Raw genomic sequence first — 17,923 nt, 5'->3', positions numbered from 1 at the left:
GTGGGCGGGCAAGGACCGGTGGAGAGGGTCGGTGCGCATGGCTTTCAATAAAACAGCCAGCAACTGTCTGGTGCGGTGTCCTCACCGCTTGCGGGACCGTGTGGCGGCATGGATGCCGCCACCGAGCCCCCATGGACGGGTTTACGGCGTGTCCCGCAAGCGGTGAGGGCACCGCGCCCTCGACCACTCAGCCTTTGACCTGGGCTTCTGACGGCATCTATCAAAAGACGGCCGATAAAATCACTGCACTCACCGCCAGCCGAGCGCTCGCCAGGTTTTGTTAGCCGCTCTTAGTTGGAGCGTTTGCGATGCACGTGCGTAGCACCTGCCAGCCGCGCGGCACCAGCGTCAATGCATCACGCAGCGCAACTGTGCGGACCACGCATGCGCAAAAGCAGTGGCGGGGCATTCTTCGTTGCTGCCTGCTGTCACGCTTTCGCTGCGTAGCAGGCACAACGCACGATGCGCCTGCAAGAAAACACCCTGTTTCGATGCGCCGCACCAGCACAGCAGCGGCAGCGGCAAAGAGACGCAAGACCAACGCCCTACTGCGGAGTCAACACATCCGCAGAAACAGACTGGGCGAAACCCTAACCCCGCCCCACACCAACCGCCTCACTCAACGCAAAAATCCGCCCGGCTTCGCGCCACTTCTCCCCCGGCGCACTGCCAGGCAACGGCTTTTGAAACCGCCACATCAGCTCTTCCCAGGCCTGAATCCGCGGATCAGCCGCATCCCGCGCCGCCTTGGCCGCCGGATCGTAATCGTCGCCAACTTCCATCAACATCACCAAGCGATCGCCGCTGCGAAAGATCTGCAGCTCCAGAATCCCCGCCTGGCGCAACGACGCCACCACTTCCGGCCACACCTGCGTCGGTTGATGCCAGCGCTCGTACTCGGCGATCAGTTGCGGGTCGTCGTGCAGATCCAGCACGTAGCACAGACGCCGCGTGCTCATGCGCCCGCTCCTGCAATCGCCGGCGCAGCGCGACGCGCGCGCAATGCGAACAACAGGATCACCGCAAAGCAGCCGCCCGGCACCACCATCGCCCAATGGATACCGGCCATGTCAGACACCGCGCCCATCACCGCAGTGAGCAGCGCGCCGCCGATGATCGACATCACCAACAGCGACGAACCCAGCTTGCGCGCGTCGTCGTGCATGCCATCCAGGCCCAGCGCAAAGATGGTCGGGAACATCACCGACATGAACACGCTCGCGGCGACCAATGCGTACAGGCCGGTCCAACCGGGCAGCGCAATCGCCACCGCACACAAGACCAGATTGATCGTGGCAAAACTGGCCAGCAACTTCGCCGGCGCCAGATAGCGCAACAGCGCGGTGCCGATGAAGCGGCCAGCCATGAACAGCACCAGCGAGATGGTCAGATACGTGGCGGCGGTTTTTTCCGGCGTGCCCGGCACACCGTCCTGCAGATAGCGGATCAGATAACTCCAGATGCCAACCTGCGCGCCCACGTAGAAGAACTGCGCCACCACCGAAAACACGAATAGCCGGTTACGCAACAACTCGCCAAAGCGCGCGCGTTTGGGGGCAGCTTCGCCCACGCCCGCATCGCCGGTGGGAAAGCGCACCAGCGCGATCAGGATCGCCCATAGCACCACCACCACGCCGATCACCAGATACGGCGTCTGCACTGCAGACGATTCGGTGGCGAAGAACGCCGCGCGCGCGGCTGGCGTCATCGCCGCCAGCTCGGCCGGGGTGTGCTCCACGCCAGAGAAGATGAAGTGCTGGCCCACCAGCACGCCGGTGATCGAGCCCAATGGATTGAACGCCTGGGCAAGATTCAGCCGCCGCGCCGCGCCCTCTGCCGGGCCGAGCACGGTCACCAGCGGGTTGGCGGTGGTTTCCAGAAACGCCAGGCCGCTGGCGATCACGAACAAGGCCAGCAGGAACAGCCAGTAGGTATGCACCTGCGCAGCCGGATAGAACAGGAACGCGCCGCACGCATACAGCAGCAGGCCCAGCACCACCGCCGCCTTGTAGCTGTAGCGGCGCATGAACATCGCCGCCGGCATGGCGAACACGAAGTAGCCCAAGTAGAACGCGCTCTGGACCAGGCCTGCCTGCAGGTCGGACAGCTCGAAGGCCTTCTTGAACTGCTTGATCAGGATGTCGTTGAGGTTGTTGGCCATGCCCCACAAAAAGAACAGGCTGACGATCAACAACAGGGGAACCATGGCGGTACGCGCCAGGTTGCCGCGCGGTGACGCGGCAATGTCACTGTGATGCATGCGACCGATCCCCTCCCAAGGCTGTGGCGCTTGCGTTGCTGTGCGGCGAGCGTACTGCGCACGCCAGCGCCATGCAAATATAAAATCTTTGTTTATATTTGCACGCACGCGCCATACCTCACCGCTGCCCGCGATGCCTGTACCCTGGCGCGCCGCAGCCTTGCCTGGAGCCGCAAACGGATGAGCACCGAACCCGCCAAGTACCGCGCGCCCGCCCTGGACAAGGGGCTGGACATCCTCGAGTTGCTCGCCCGCCAGGCGCAGCCGATGAGCATGGGCGCGATCTCGCAGGGCATCGGCCGCTCGCGCGGGGAGATCTTCCGCATGCTGCAGGTGCTGGAGGAGCGCGGCTATCTCACCCGCGACGGCGAAGGCGACTATGTGCTGACCAACCGGCTGTTCATGCTCGGCATGCAGCAGCCGCAGGTGCAGAGCATCAGCGAAGCGGCGTTGCCGGTGATGCGCCGGCTGGCCGATGCGATCTATCAGCCCTGCCACCTGGTGGCGCCGTCCGGCGACCAGATCGTGGTGATCGCGCAGATGGACGTGCCCAGCGATCTGGGCCTGGTGGTACGCCCGGGCCATCGCCGCCCGCTGACGCATTCCAGTTCCGGGCTGGTGCTGTACGCCTTCCAGCAGCCGGAGGTGCAGGCACGCTGGCTCGACATGCTCGATGCCAGCGAGGTGCCATTCGAACGCGCGCAGTTCCTGGCTGCCGCCGCGCAGGCACGCGCCGATGGCTACGCCATGCAACCCAGCGAAGCGGTGGTAGGCGTGGTCGATCTGACCGCACCGATCCTGCAACGCGGCAGCGCCACCTACACGCTCACGGTGCCCTTCATCGAACGGCGCCCTGAGCTGGTTGGCCCGCAAGCGGCATTGCAGGCCTTGTGTGCGGCCACCGCCGAGATTTCCAGCGGGCTGCACTAACCGCGCAGAAGCGGAGCGCCGCGCGTAACGCGCCTGCGCCCGAGCCGCCGCCGATCGCCCCTATACTCGGCGCGATCGACCAAGCGGGATCGCATGTCCAGCATCAAGTTCGGGATGTGGAGCACCATCCTGCTGCTCGGCAGCGCGCATGGCGTGCTTGGCGCTAGCCTGTTGCTGCTGGCCCCGGTCAATCGCATCGCCAACCGCTGCCTGGCCGCACTGCTGCTGGTGGTGGTCGCCCTGATCACGCCCTATACGCTCGGCTATGCCGGCGCCTACGATGCCTACCCGGGCCTGACCTACGCACCGTTGTTCTGGGAGCTGGCGATCGGGCCGCTGCTGTGGCTCTACGTCCGCCAACTGGCGCGTCAGCACCTGCCGCCTCGTTGGGCGCTGCATCTGCTGCCGGCGCTGCTGCAAGGCGGTTACTACACGTGGCTGTTCACCTGGCCGCTGCAACGCAAATGGGCCTGGAACGCTGCCGTCCACGTGCCCTGGATCGCGCCGCTGCAGGACACGCTGGTGCTGACCTCGCTGACGTTCTATCTGCTGCTGGCCTGGCGCGAATACCTGGCCTATCAACGCTGGCTGGAACATCACAGCGGCGCGCGCGAGGAACTGCGGCTGCCGTGGCTGCGCGGCTTTCTGCTGGCCGCCGCATCGCTGGTGCTGTTGCGGCTGGGCTTCACCGCCAGCGACCGGCTGTGGCATCGGCTGTCTTACGTCGATGAGTTTCCGCGCTATCTGGCGACCGCCGCGCTGATCTATTACCTAGGTCTGGAAGGCTGGCGCCACGCCAGGGTCGACTATCCGCCGCGCGATGCGGTGCTGCCACACGATGCGCCAGCAGACCGAGCAGGCGAACCAGCGCCCGCTCCCGTCCAGGACAAGGACTGGCACGCGCTGGGGCAACAGGTCGCAGCACAGGTCGCCGCGCATGGCTGGTGGCGCGAGCCGGACCTCAGCCTGCCCGAGCTGGCGCGGCGCATGGGCACCAACAGCAATTATCTGTCGCGCGCGCTCAACGAGGGGCTGGGGCAGACCTTCAGCACGTTCCTCAATCGGCTGCGCATCGCCGAAGCGCAGCGCCTGCTGGGCGGCGATCAGGACATCCTGGACATCGCACTGGCGGTCGGCTTCGGCTCCAAGGCCAGCTTCAACCGCGTGTTTCGCGCCTGTGCCGGCTGCACACCCAGCGACTACCGGCGCACGCAACGTCGCATCGCTTGAAAATCGCTCAGCGATTGCGTGTTTGAGTCGTCTGCCGAGGCACCCCTGAGCATGCTGGCGGCTTCTCACACAAGGAGTCGCCATGTCACCGCGCCTGCGCCATCTCGCTGCGTTGCTGATGCTGCTGTCGATCTGGCTGCCATGCGCCGGCGGGACTGCAACGCCGCCATCAACGCTGCGCAGCGACAGCCCGCTCGCAGGCCCGGCGCTGCTCGCCGATATCGATGTATTGCAAAGCGCCTATGTGGCGCTGCATCCGGGTCTGTACCGCTACTCCACCGAACAGGAAATCACGCAGCGCTTCGATGCCTTGCGTGCCGAACTCGAAAACGGCGCAACGCTCGCGCAGACCTACCTGGCCATTTCTCGCCTGACCGCCAGCGTGCGCTGCGGCCATAGCTTTCCCAATTTCCTCAATCAACCCGAACCGGTCCGGCACGCCTTGTTCGACAACGACAGGCAGTTGCCCTTCCACTTCCGCTGGCTGCAGGGCCGGATGGTCATCAGTCGCAACGGCTCCGATCAGCCCACACTGGTACCCGGCACGGAAGTGCTGGCGATCGATGGCATTGCCTCGGCGCAGATCCTGGCCGCGCTGATGAACGTGGCGCGCGCTGACGGCAGCAACGACGGCAAGCGTATCGCGCAGATGGAAGTGCAAGGATTCGCACGCATCGAAGCCTTCGACGTCTACCTGCCGCTGCTGTTTCCGCAACTGTCGGCCAACCCGTTGCTGCGCGTGCGCGGGCCAGGAGCGGCGAAGGAACGCGAAGTGCGCGTCCACGGCCTCAGTGCGGCGCAACGCCGCGCGATGATCCCCACGCGCAGCGACGACAGTGCAGCGCCGCCATGGCGTCTGGACCTGGCAACACCCGGCGTGGCGGTGCTGCAGATGCCGACCTGGGCGGTGTACGACAGTGAGTGGGACTGGCAGACATTTCTGGCGCGCAGCTTCGCCACATTGGCCGACCGCAAGATTCCAGCGTTGGTGATCGATCTGCGCGGCAACGAGGGCGGGCTGGATGTGGGCAGCGCCTTGCTTGGGTATCTGCCCGCACGTGAGAGAGCGGCGCCGCAGATACGCACGCTGGTGCGCTACCGGCGCTTGCCCGACGCGCTGGCGGCGTACGTCACCACCTGGGACGCGTCCTTTCGCGACTGGGGCACGCGTGCGGTTGCCTACGACGCGCGGTTTTACACGCTCAACCCTGCATCCGATGCAGATGCGCAAGCCCGCACGACACCGCATGCGCCGCCCTTCGACGGCAAGGTGTTTGTGCTGATCGGCCCGGAAAACAGCTCGGCCACCTTCGCGTTCGCGCAGCGGGTGCAGCGCAGCGGGTTGGCCACCCTGGTCGGCCAGCCCACCGGCGGAAATCTGCGCGGCACCAATGGCAGCGCGTTCTTTTTCCTGCACTTGCCCAACTCGCAAATCGAAGTGGACCTACCGCTGGTCGGACAGTTTCCAACCAGCGCACAACCCGATAGCGGCGTGTTGCCCGACGTGCCGGTAACCATCACCGCGGAAGATCTGCAACACGGCAGGGATGTCGAAATGGACGCCGTCAACACCTTGCTGCGCACGCCTTAAGCGCAGCCGCAGGTACACCGCAGCGCTCTCGCATAGCCACGGCTATAAAGATCAGACCGACCTGCGCGTGCAGTGCAGGCGCACCGAACGCGGCCATGCGTTGGTACACTGCGCGCCCCTTGGGGAGTAGCCTGCTTCTGCATCGTCGGAAGCGCCTGCATCAACATACTCGGCCCTCGCGCCGTGGTGCAGGCAACCAATTTCGGTTTGGCGAGACCAGCGGCATGCGTGCACAACAACGGTTGGCGCGGGCGCATGTCGTTGCGATCGTGCCCAACCCGAGAATGTCGATGTCCCCTTTTTCCATTGTGTTGATCGGTTTCGCAATGTCGACCGATGCGTTTGCCGCAGCGATCGGCAAGGGCGCAGCGATGCGCAAGCCGCAGTGGCGCGATGCGCTACGCGCCGGGTTGATCTTCGGTTGCATCGAGGCGATCACCCCGGTGATCGGTTGGCTGCTGGGGCGCGCCGCGTCCAGCTATGTGTCCGCCTATGATCACTGGATCGCCTTTGTACTGCTCGGCGCATTGGGCACGCACATGATCGTGGCCGGGCTGCGCCAGGAACCGGACGATGATGTGGACGAGGCGTCTTCCGATACGCCGAAACGGCATGGGTTGCTGGCCTTGGCCACCACCGGTTTTGCCACCAGCATCGATGCGATGGCGGTTGGCGTAAGCCTGGCGTTTCTCGACGTGCATATCGGCGTGGTGGCGGTGGTGGTCGGGCTGTGCACCTTCAGCATGGTCACCGCAGGCGTCATGCTGGGCCGCGTGCTCGGCAACCTGATCGGCAAACGCGCCGAGATTCTCGGTGGTTTGATTCTGGTGATCGTCGGCAGCGTGATCCTGTACGAACACCTGAGCGGCGCGGCATAGCGCACGCCTGTTCCCGGTAGGAGCGCACCGGGGCGCGACGAGGCGTTATCGGTAATGCCTCTCGCGCCCGGGTGCGCTCCTACGATGCATGGCATTGCGCTCCGCGCGCGATAGGCATCATGGGACTTTTACTCGATGCCGCGTGCAGTCCTGCATGTCGCGGTGATGGCAGAGATGCACCCCTCAGCGCTTTTTCGCATCGTGATGCGCGCTCAAGAACGCACGCAACGAGGCCGGCTTCACCGGCTTGGTCAGCAAACGATAGCCACGCGCACGCGCGAGTTGCTTGAGTTCGTCGCGGCCATCGGCAGTGAGCAGTGCGCCGGCGATCGGCGCGGTTGCGGCGGCCTGCACCGCGTCCAGCGTGTCCAGGCCATCGAGCCGGTCGTGCAGGTGGTAATCCACCAGCATCAGGTCCGGTTGTTCGCGCGCGCGCTCCAGCGCCTGGTCCACGGTGCTGGCGGTGATCACTTCCACCTGCCAGCGGCCGAGCAGTGCGCACATGCCGTCGAGAATTTCGCGGTCGTTGTCCACGCACAGCACGCGCAGGCCCGCCAGCGAATCGCCGCTAGGCAACGGCCGCACCGCAATCACCGGCACCACGGGCGGCAGCGGCACCGCGGCCACGCGCGGCAACAGAATCGAAAACATGCTGCCGCGGCCGACCTGGCTGCGCGCACTCAGATCGTGATCGAGCAAACGCGAGATGCGTTGGCAGATCGACAGACCCAAGCCCAAGCCCTGCTCGCCCCAGTCGAACGGCTGCTGATAGCGGCGGAACTCTTCGAAGATCTGCCGCATATGGTGTTCGGGAATGCCGGGACCGGTATCCCACACCTGCAGTTCCACCTGCTCGCCGCGCCCGCGCATGCCCAGCACGATGCGGCCCTGGCGTGTGTAACGCAGCGCATTGGCGAGAAAGTTCTGCATCACCCGGCGCAGCAGGCGGCGGTCGCTGCGTACCCACAATGCGCGGCTATGCACCTGCAACTGCAGGCCGCGGCTGGAGGCCACCGGTGCGTACTGCGCGGCCAGCTCGTGCATCAGCGCACTGGCATCGAAGTCCTCGACCGTGGGCCGCAGACCGCCGGCATCCAGCCGCGAGACGTCGAGCAGGCCATCGAGCAGTTCCTCGGCCGCACGCAGCGAGGCATCCACACGCTCGGCCAGATGGCGTTGTTCTTCGTTGTTCTGATGGCTCTCGCGCAAGGCCGAGGCGAACAGGCGCGCGGCATTGAGCGGCTGCAACACGTCGTGGCTGATCGCGGCCAGAAAGCGCGTCTTGGATTGCTGCGCCAGCTCGGCCTCGCGCGAACGGTCGGCCACGCGTTGTTCCAGGTTTTCGTTGGCGTCCAGCAGCGCGCGCTCGGCGCGTTTGTAGTCGGTGATGTCGTTGTAGCTGGTGACATAGCCGCCACCCGGCAGCGCCTGGCCGCGCATTTCGATCACCTTGCCATCGCTGCGGGTACGCTCGAACACATGCGGCGAACCAGCGCGCATGTGCCGGATACGGCGATCGATCTGGTCTTCGGTATCGCCCTCGCCCAACTCACCGCGCTCGGCGTTGTAGCGGATCAGATCGGCCACCGGGCGGCCGACGTACAGCATGCCGTCCGGGTAACCGAACAGCTGCTGGTAGCGGCGATTCCACGCGGTCAGACGCATTTCGGGGTCGACCACGCTGACCGCCGCGCTGATGTTTTCCAGCGTGGTGGAGAGGATTTCGCGATTGAAACGCAGCTCCTGGCCGGCTTCGTCCAGCACCGCCACCACTTCGCCCAGCTCCATGCCCGAGCCGCGCAACAGGCTGGTCAGCACCAGGCGCGCGGAGGCGGCGCCGATCGAGGCGGCGAGCAGGCGTTCGGTGAATTGCACCCAGGCGCGATCGGCCACCACGGTGGGTTGCAGCTCGCGTTCCAGCAGCACCGCCTGGTCGACGAAGGCGCGGTGCGCATGCCGCTCGCCCACCACACGCTCGGCCAGCGCCTGCAGATCGGCCACGCGCACATGGCCGGGCCAATCGCCGGCCACCGCCGGACGCTGCGCATACGGGTCCAGAAACGGCGCCGCGCGCAAGCGTTCGTCCACACCCGGACGCCAGCGCGCCGACACCAGCATCATCGCGCCGACGTTGATCAGCAGCGACCAGAACGTGCCGTGCGCCAGCGGGTCCCAGCCACGCATGCCGAACAGTTGCTGCGGCTGCAGCCAGGCGATGCCGAACGGGCCGTCCACCAGCCACTCCGGCTGCAACCAGCCCGCACGCGTGGCGGCCGGCAGCAGCAGCGTGTAGATCCAGGTCGCAAAGCCCAGCACCATGCCGGTCTCCACGCCCTTGCGGCTGGCGCCGCGCCAATACAGCCCGCCGATTACGCCCGGCGCGAACTGCGCCACCGCCGCGAAGGCCATCAGGCCGTACGCCGCCAAGGTGGTGTCGTTGGCCACGCTGCGGTGATAGCCATAGGCAACCAGCGCCAACAGCAGGATGGCGACGCGACGGATCCACAGCACCCGCGAGGCCACTGCCGCGCGCGCATCGGCGCTGCCACGGCGGCGCAGCAGCACCGGCATCACCAGGTCGTTGCTGACCATGGTGGCCAACGCGATACTGGCCACGATCACCATGCCGGTGGCCGCCGAAAACCCGCCCACATAGGCAACCAACGCCAGCACGGTATTGCCCTGGCTCAACGGCAGCGCCAACACCATCGCATCGTCGGCCACCGCGCTGCCCTTGCCGAACAAGGCCACGCCGGCCGAGGCGATCGGCACAACCATCGCCGAGATGATCACCAGATAGGCGCCGAACAACCAGCGCGCGCGGCGGATGTCGCCCACATCGCTGCATTCCACCACCGCCACATGAAACTGGCGCGGCAGGCAGATCACCGCCAGAAAGCTGAGCAGCGTCTGCGAAATGAACCCCACCGACGGCGTGTGTTCGAACAAGGTACGCGCCGACTCGGCGATGGGCACCTGGTGGTCGCTCAGCCACACCCAGGCGAACAACCCCACCGCGACGATGGCGATCAACTTGATCACCGACTCCAGCGCGATCGCCAGCATCATGCCGCGATGGTGCTCGGTGGCATCGACCTGGCGGGTGCCGAACAAGGTCGCAAACAGCGCCATCAACAGCGCCACATACAAGGCCGGGTCGGCGAAGATGCCGCGCCCGGCGCTGCTATGCCCGGTCAGCACTTCCAGGCTCATCGCCACCGCTTTGTACTGCAGCGCCAGATACGGAACGATGCCGACCAGCGCGATCACTGCCACCAACGCGGCCAGCCGCCGCGAGCGGCCGTAGCGCGAGGAAATGAAATCGGCGATGGAGACGGTATTTTCGGCGCGGGCGATCAGCGCCAGCCGCTCGATGATGCGCCAGCCGAAAAGCAACAGCAGCAGCGGGCCCAGGTAGATCGGCAGATAGCCGATGCCGTTGCGCACCGCCGAACCCACCGCACCGTAGAAGGTCCACGACGAGCAGTAGACCGCCAGCGCCAGGCTGTAGACCGCGGGGCGTAGCCACGGCCGCTCCGGATACAGCGGACGGCGGTCGCCCCACCACGCCACGCCAAACAGCAGCGCGGCGTAGCCGACGGAGACCAGCAGCAGGATCCAGCTCGAGACCAATGGGTGTCCTAGGCGGTGCGGTGCGAGCCTGGGAGTTTACGCAGTGGGGATTGGGGATTGGGGGTTTCGCTGCAGGGCGGCTGATCTGCGGCTTGGCTGCAGGGCCCTTGCCCGCCTACCGTCGCGGGACACGCCGCAAGTACGTCCATGTAGGCTCTTACGCGGCATCCATGCCGCGTAAGGTCCCGCGACAGTAGGCGGGCAAGGACCAGTCGGGATGGTCGGTGTGCGTGGCTGCAAGCCATGCATGAGGTGCTTTTAGTTGGCTAGCTATCGTGTCGTTCTACAACCCCCACCTGCAAGCCCAAGCAACTTGCGAGACGCTCAGCTTTTTACCCGGCGACCGACCAACATTCTGGTGCGGTGTCCTTACCGATTGCGGGACCGTGTGGCGGCATGGATGCCGCCACCGAGCCTACATGGACGTACTTGCGGCGTGTCCGCGGACGGTGAGGGCACCGCGCCCTCGACCACCCAGGCGTTTGACTGCATCCAACATGATGCGGCTAATAAAACCACTACGCCCCCCAAACTGGCGCTAGCTGCGGTTTGTTGACCGCTCCTAGCCAGGCAGGCGCACCTGCACCTGATACGTACGCCCGGCGACGATGCCGTGCACGCGCTGATCCGGGCAGGGGGCGCCATCTACCGCCACTTCTACCTGCGTGCGCCCGGGCTCACGCGTCAGCGCCACCTCGAACTGCGCGCCACGGAACTGGCGCGTCACCTGGGCGTGCGGCCAGTGCGAGGGCAGCTGCGGGCGGATCGCCAGTGCGTCGCCCTCGCCGACCAGGCCGAACAAACCTTCCAGCACGCAGCGATACACCCAGGCCACCGTGCCGGTATTGAACAACTGGCTCGAACGCCCGGCTGTACGCGGGTACTGGTGCCAGGCACCGCGATAGTAGTTGGGCAGCGACACCGGCAAGTGACCGCGCTGCAGCGCGTCCTCGCGTGTAGGACCGGGCAACATCGCGCGCAGAATCTCCCAGGCGCGATCGGCCTCGCCTATCTGGTAAAGGCTGTAGAGATAGAACGCCACTGCGTGGTTGTAGACCGCGCCGTTTTCCGCGGCTCCCGGCCACTTCTGCGTCAACCGGCCTACGTCATCGCGCATCTGCGTATAGGCAGGCGCCAGCATCATCGGCCCGTATGGCGTGTGCAGTTGTTCGCGCACCGCGTCCAACAACGCCTCGCGCTGCGCCGTATCGGCAGTGCCGGCCAGCAGCGCAAAGCTTTGCGGATTGAGATAGATGCGCCCCTCCACATCCTCGGCGATACCGAAGCGCACACCATCGTCGGTGATGCCGCGTGCGTACCAGTTGCCGTCCCATAATTCGCGATTGGCATCGGCGTTGACCGCCTGCACTGCCTGCGAAAATGTCTCCGCCTGCGCAGTGCGCCCCTGCGCGGCGCAGATGCCCGACCACAACCGCAACGCATACGCGGTGGCTACCGTGAGCCAGCCGGACACACCCTTGCCGCGCCAGCCGACCATGTTCATCGGGTCGCACCAATCGCCTTGCGCGATGAAACTCAAACCCCGCCCATCGCGGGCATCCAGCAACCACTGCATCGCCGCATCCAGGCGCTCGGCCACGCTGAGCGCGTGTCCGTCGTGCGTGCGCACCACTTCATCGAGCACGCTGGCATCGCCGGTTTCGGCCAGATACGCGCTCAGGAAAATCGGCAACCACACGCAGTGATCGGTATGCGGCACCTGGTTGATGTATTTCAGCTCGGCACCCTCCACCAGCAGAATGCCGTCCGGCATCGCCCCGCTGGGTTCCTGCTGCGAGAGCGCGTGCAACAACGCAGCACGCGCGGTGGCCGGCTGCAGATACGCCATACCCATGTGGTCCTGCAGATAGTTGCGCGTCTGCGGATCGGTGGTCAGGCGATTGACGTCGCCGTGGTAGAACACCTGCCGCGGCAGCCAGTGATTGACCAGGTTGTCCAGCGCCGGATCGGGCGTGGCGATCTGCACGCAGCCCTGCCCGCCTTGCAGATACTGCGCGTACTCGCGCGCGGCTGCAGCGAAGCCTGCCTCGGACAGATAACGCGCACGCAGCGTGGCGATTTCCGCATCGTCCTTGGCCGGGCCGAACGCGAAGCGATACACGCTTGCCGCATCGGCTTCCAGCGTGAGGCGATATTGCAACGCGGCTGCCGGGTTCTCGTAGTGCGCGTCGCTGTTGCCCAGCTGCTCGGCCTGGATTGCCGAGGGCGCATGCAGACCGCCTTCGCCTTCGAACGCCATCTGCTGCGCGTCCCATGCCACCGGGGGCTGCTCGTGCAGCAGGAAGGTGCAGTCCTTGAAATCGCGTTGGCGAAAGTAATCATCCACCTTCTGATACGGCGCCACGCTGCGGCAGACGATGCCGCCCAGTGCCGGCTCATAAGCGCCGCTCTGATGCATCCACGACATGTAACCGATGGGGAAATACGGATACAGGCTTAGCCTGCGCGTGCGCCCGGACAGGTTGTGCACGCGGCATTCCCACAACTCCACCGCATCGTCGGTGGGCAACGCCACGCACAGCTCTACCACGATGCCATCGTGGCGCACGCGCCAACGCACATCGTGCTTGCCGGCAGAAAACTCGAACTGCTCCGGCGATGCGCGCACCGGTTCGTGCGGCACCGAATACAGCGCGCCGGTCTCTTCGTCCTTGAGGTAGAAGAAGCGCCCGGGGTGATGCGCGTAGTACGGTTGCTCGGGCATCATGAAATTGCGCGCTTCCAGCAGCGGCGCATGCGCATATTTGGCCGGCTCCGGTTGCATGAACTGCCCGGTGGCGTAACCACGGCAGGTCAGCTGCAACATCATGCGGCGGTTCCACAAAAATCCACCCGCGTTCGGCATCGCGGTGGGGCTGTAGAGCGCATAACGCGCGCCGTCGGCGCTGGGCGCCATCAACGTGCAAATATCTTCGGCGTTGGAGGTTGTTTCGGAATCGGCCATGGACGTTGCAGACACGGTCAGCGATGCTCCTGTTCGTCGCGCTTGCGCGCGGCCAGTTCGTGCTGGATGCGACTCAACAAGCCATCATCGAGCGGATAAAAACGCATGGTCCAGGCCGCCAGCAACGCGACCGCGCCCGGGATCACCGTCAGTAGCAGCACGATGCCGGTCAAGGAGCCGGCAGACTGCGCGCTGTTGGCCACATAGCCCATGCCGGCCAGCACCCAGGCGATGCCGGCCGAGGCCAGTGCACCGCCCAGCTTTTGCGAAAACGTGGCTGCCGCGAATGTCATCGCGGTCGCACGGCGGCCGGTGCGCCACTCGGTGTAGTCGGCGGTGTCGGCATACATCGAAAATGCCAGCGGCGATTTGGGTCCCAGCGCCAGACCGATCAACATGTTCAGCGCAAAGATCGCCCACACCGCATCGGCGGGAATGAAAAACATCAGGCAACTCAACACGCCAACGGCCGCCATCAGCGTGGTCATCAGCCGGCGTTTGTCCCAGTGCCGGGTCAGCAACGGGGTGATGCCCGCGCCCACCGCCAACGCCACCGAATACCCGCCCAGAAACAGCCCGGTCAACTCCGGCCGCTGCACGTAGTACTTGAGGTAATACACGCCGGCACCACCACGCATGACAATCGTGATCATGATGATCAGCGACAGCACGAACAGCACGCACCACGGCTTGTTCTGCAGCAAATCTGCGATGTCCTGGCGCACCGGCGTGCGTTGTTGCGGCGGCGGTTGCACGCGCTCGCGCGTGGTCAAGGCCACGGTGACGAACAGTGCGACGGCCACTGCGCCGTACAGCATCATCGTGCGTTGCCATCCCAGCGCATCGTTGCCGGCACCGAACCAGGCCACCAGATCCAGCGTGCAGTAATTGACCAAGGTGGTGCCGGCGAACGCGGCGATGAAGCGCAGGCTGATCAAACTGGTGCGTTGGCTGCTGTCGGCGGTAATCACGCCCGACAATGCCGAGTACGGAATGCTCACCACCGTATAGGCCAGCATCATCACCAGAAAGCTGATCGTGGCCCACCACATGCGGCCGTTCTGATCCAGCGCAGGCGTGGTGTAGGCGAGCACGCCGGTCACCGCCATCGGCACTGCGCCCCACAACAGATACGGGCGGAATTTGCCCCAGCGGCTGCGCGTGCGGTCGGCCAATGCGCCCATCGCCGGATCGGCGATCGCATCGGCAATCTTGGTCAGCAAGATCATGGTGCCCACTGCCGCCGCCGGCAGATGCATGGTGTCTGTATAGAAAATCAGCAAGAACGCGGAGATGTTGGCCCAGTACAGATTCAGGCCCAGATCGCCGCCGCCGTAGCCCAGTTTTTCGCGCCAGCGCAGGCGCGCCGATGCAGGAGACGTTGCAGGTGATGACGTCATCGGCTGGCCTTGGAGTGCGTTGAACCCGGCCGAGCGCGCCGTTACGCTGGGCGGCCCGCTCACCTGGCGAGGAGCGCCGACGCTACACCACGCATCGGCTGCCGCCAACGTGAAATCCGGCAACATGCCGAATCGATCCGGAGATATAACCTGACGTGATGGACACCGCCGCAACCCACACACCCGCGTCCGCTTCGCCCCTGGCCATCGTCGTCATGGGTGTTTCGGGCAGCGGCAAGACCACCATTGCCCAGGCCCTGGCAGCGCACTATGGCTACCGTTTTCTGGATGCCGACGACTATCACAGCGTGGCCGCACGCGCGCAGATGGCCACCGGCCAACCGCTCACCGATGCGATGCGTTTGCCGTGGGTAGAGTTGCTGTCGGCCACCTTGCGCGACTGTGTGCATGCCGGCGAATCGGTGGTGTTGGCGTTCTCGGGTTTGCGCGGTACCCACCGCCAATTGCTGCGCCGCAGCGGCGTGCCGATGCGCTTTGTGTTCCTGCATGCGGCCCCGCACGTCATCGCTGCGCGCCTGAGCGCACGCGCCGGCCACTTCATGCCGCCCAGTCTGCTGGAGAGTCAATTGCAGACCTTGGAATTGCCACTGGACGAAGCCGACGTGGTGTCGGTGGATGTGGACGCAACGGTACCGGAGGTAGTACAGGATGCGATCGCGCAGCTGGCGCTGATCGCTCCCGCGGCAGTGCACACAGCGGCACACTCACCTCAAAGTGCGTGACGCGCTAGGTAACGCAGCCGCGCCCGCCTATTCCCTTCTCCCACCGGGAGAAGGTGCCCCGAAGGGGCGGATGAGGGTACGAGCGAAGCCTCGCACTCCAAACTCCTGTGTGCCTTCGCCACCGTACCCTCACCCCAACCCCCGCTCCGCGCCCGGCCCGCGTTTGCGACGCGGGCGCTCCAAGGCACGCGCGCCAGTGGCGCCCAAACCGTGCCTTCTCGCCCCTCACAAGGTGGCGCAAAATTTCCTGGTTACTTTTTGCAGACCGCTGTTCTGTATGGAAATACCAATCGCCTCGACGAATCATTTTCCCTATCGCAGCACGCGCAAATAGTGATGAACCATCACCATTTGTGCGAATACCGAACACGGTGAACGCAATTTTTTCGAGCTGGTGACACCAGATGCAAACAGACCCGACCGTTGCGTGAATGCGGCGGCGCGCCTGTGTTGCACGGTCACCACAATCGGCCATCTTCAGTCGGCAGATCCGGGGGGATCCAGCGCTTCCTTCCATCAATGGACATGCCGTGATGACCAACTCTATTCGCCGCTTGCGATTTCGCAGTTTGACGCTCGTTCCCTGCCTGCTTGCCAGCGCAGTGGCTTTCGCCCAGTCCAGCCCAGCAACCGCACAACAGTCGGTGTCGTCCCTGGATGCCCAGGCGTTCGCGCGCTCCGGCCAGGTCTGGCGCAGCTTCGGCAACGACCTTCCGTTCGCAAGCCCCAGCAGCTGGCCCAGCGCTGGTGGCGGCTACTTCAACTCGCGCTTCGCACCGGGCGAGTGGAAGATCAATCGCACCACCGCCAAGACACTCAAGCCCGCATGGACCTTGACCACCACAGGCGACATCTCGGCCACGCCGAGCGTGGAAGGTGGAACGCTCTACGTCCCCGACTGGGGCGGCACGCTGTATAGCGTCGACACCCAGACCGGCAAGCCGAACTGGCAGGCCAAGCTGTCCGACTACACCGGCAATGCCAACTCTGTGACGCGTAATACGCCAGCCATCAGCGCCAAGAGCATCATCGTCGGCGACCAGGCTGCCGGCACCGTGCTGGCGATCGACAAGAAGACCGGCAAGCTGTTGTGGTCGAGCACCGTCGAAGCCAACCCGCAGGCGCGCATCACCTCCTCGCCGGTCATCTACGGCAACCGCATTTACGTGCCCGTGTCCTCCGGCGACTGGGGCAATCTCGACGCGACCCACACCTTCAGCTTCCGCGGCAGCGTGGTGGCTCTCGATCTGAACACCGGCAAGAAGCTGTGGCAGTTCTACAACGTCCCCGATGGCTACACCGGCGCATCGGTGTGGGGCCAGGTGGCGATCGATCCGATCAGCCGCCGCCTGTATTTCGGCACCGGCAATAACTACAACATTCCCGCCAGCGTGGGTAATTGCGTGTCCAACGCGCGCTCCTACCGCGGCAGCGAACTCACCGTGCAGGACGAGCTCGATTGCATGGCGCCGGACAACTACGTCGACTCGGTGATCTCGCTAAACCTGGACACCGGCAAGCTGGTCTGGGCCAATCGCGCGCAGGGCTACGACGCATGGAATCTGTCCTGCATCGTCGCGCCCACCAATGGCCTGTGCCCGAACACCCAGGCAACCAACCTCACCGGTCCCGATTACGACTTCGGCGGTGCCGGCGTGCAGCTATTCACCGTGTGGCGCGACGGTAAGCCGCAGCAGTTGATCGGCGCCGGGCAGAAGAGCGGCATCTACTGGGCCTTCGACGCCAAGACCGGGGCCAAGGTGTGGTCGACCCAGGTCGGCCCGGGCGGCACCACCGGCGGCGTCGAATGGGGCACCGCGTTCGACCCGTACAAGTCGCAGGTCTATGTGGCCATCAACAACAGCTCCAATGCCAGCTACACGCTGGGGCCGGCCAATACCGAACGTCACAATGGCGGTTCGTGGGCGGCACTGGATGCAGCGACCGGCAAGATCAAGTGGCAGGTCAAGGTGCCCGGCATCAACCGCGTGAACCCGACCGTGCCGGCCGGCGGCCAGGGCTCGCTGACCGTCTCGCCGAACCTGCTCTATGCCGGTTCGATGGCCGGCAACATGGTCGCACTCGACACCGACACCGGCGCCACGCTGTGGAACTACGACGCTGCCGGCTCGGTGATCAGCTCGCCCGCGATTGCGAACGGCGCGCTTTACTGGGGCGCCGGCTACGGCCGCTTCAACTTTGGCACTGCTGCAACCAGCAACCAGCTGATCAAGTTCGTGCCGGACAGCAGCGCGGCCAAGTAAGCGTCAACACACGTGAATTGCGTTGAATG

Annotated in this window: 11 protein-coding genes and 1 riboswitch; of the genes, 6 read left to right on the top strand and 5 right to left on the bottom strand. The window is 65.1% G+C overall.

The window, feature by feature from the left end; genetic code table 11:
• Positions 1-590 precede the first annotated feature (590 nt).
• Positions 591-959, bottom strand: a complete 369-nt coding sequence (locus FFY45_RS15695) for an L-fucose mutarotase (protein ID WP_176341132.1) — start codon at positions 957-959, stop codon at positions 591-593.
• On the bottom strand, positions 956-2,260 hold the full coding sequence (gene fucP / locus FFY45_RS15690) for an L-fucose:H+ symporter permease (protein ID WP_176341131.1): 1,305 nt from the start codon (positions 2,258-2,260) through the stop codon (positions 956-958). The genes FFY45_RS15695 and fucP overlap by 4 nt, the downstream gene beginning before the upstream one ends.
• A gap of 180 nt (positions 2,261-2,440) precedes the next feature.
• On the opposite strand from fucP, the gene FFY45_RS15685 reads away from it, so the two are divergent.
• The 4 genes from FFY45_RS15685 to FFY45_RS15670 all read left to right on the top strand — a co-directional run bounded on the left by FFY45_RS15685 (position 2,441) and on the right by FFY45_RS15670 (position 6,889).
• On the top strand, positions 2,441-3,190 hold the full coding sequence (locus FFY45_RS15685; protein WP_104552262.1) for an IclR family transcriptional regulator: 750 nt from the start codon (positions 2,441-2,443) through the stop codon (positions 3,188-3,190).
• Positions 3,191-3,304: 114 nt separating this feature from the next.
• The gene (locus FFY45_RS15680; RefSeq protein WP_176341143.1) at positions 3,305-4,420 is read left to right on the top strand and encodes a helix-turn-helix domain-containing protein; all 1,116 of its coding nucleotides are present in this window, start codon (positions 3,305-3,307) and stop codon (positions 4,418-4,420) included.
• Positions 4,421-4,538: 118 nt separating this feature from the next.
• Entirely contained in the window at positions 4,539-6,011 is a 1,473-nt protein-coding gene (locus FFY45_RS15675) for a S41 family peptidase (RefSeq protein ID WP_439333545.1), read from the top strand.
• Between the two features lie 115 nt (positions 6,012-6,126).
• A riboswitch (yybP-ykoY riboswitch) is annotated at positions 6,127-6,289 on the top strand.
• A gap of 12 nt (positions 6,290-6,301) precedes the next feature.
• On the top strand, positions 6,302-6,889 hold the full coding sequence (locus tag FFY45_RS15670) for a manganese efflux pump MntP (protein WP_176341130.1): 588 nt from the start codon (positions 6,302-6,304) through the stop codon (positions 6,887-6,889).
• A gap of 183 nt (positions 6,890-7,072) precedes the next feature.
• On the opposite strand, the gene FFY45_RS15665 is transcribed toward FFY45_RS15670, so the two are convergent.
• The 3 genes from FFY45_RS15665 to FFY45_RS15655 form a co-directional block, all read right to left on the bottom strand.
• Positions 7,073-10,522, bottom strand: coding sequence for a hybrid sensor histidine kinase/response regulator (locus tag FFY45_RS15665; protein WP_176341129.1), 3,450 nt, complete (start codon positions 10,520-10,522; stop codon positions 7,073-7,075).
• Positions 10,523-11,084: 562 nt separating this feature from the next.
• Complete coding sequence (locus tag FFY45_RS15660; RefSeq protein ID WP_439333543.1) at positions 11,085-13,502, bottom strand: GH36-type glycosyl hydrolase domain-containing protein; 2,418 nt, start codon at positions 13,500-13,502, stop codon at positions 11,085-11,087.
• A gap of 2 nt (positions 13,503-13,504) precedes the next feature.
• Entirely contained in the window at positions 13,505-14,887 is a 1,383-nt protein-coding gene (locus FFY45_RS15655) for an MFS transporter (protein WP_176341141.1), read from the bottom strand.
• A gap of 158 nt (positions 14,888-15,045) precedes the next feature.
• Here FFY45_RS15655 and FFY45_RS15650 point away from each other — a divergent pair, with 158 nt between their 5' ends.
• Positions 15,046-15,630 (top strand): gluconokinase, encoded by a 585-nt coding sequence (locus FFY45_RS15650; RefSeq protein WP_168957534.1) that lies wholly within the window; start codon positions 15,046-15,048, stop codon positions 15,628-15,630.
• A 533-nt stretch (positions 15,631-16,163) separates the two neighbouring features.
• The gene (locus tag FFY45_RS15645) at positions 16,164-17,894 is read left to right on the top strand and encodes an outer membrane protein assembly factor BamB family protein (protein ID WP_176341127.1); all 1,731 of its coding nucleotides are present in this window, start codon (positions 16,164-16,166) and stop codon (positions 17,892-17,894) included.
• Positions 17,895-17,923: the final 29 nt, after the last annotated feature.

The organism is Xanthomonas hortorum (genome assembly GCF_011305375.1).
Classification (GTDB): domain Bacteria; phylum Pseudomonadota; class Gammaproteobacteria; order Xanthomonadales; family Xanthomonadaceae; genus Xanthomonas; species Xanthomonas hortorum_E.
The sequence above is the reverse complement of the archived record's forward strand: the minus strand, read 5'-3'. Positions and strand labels throughout refer to the sequence as shown.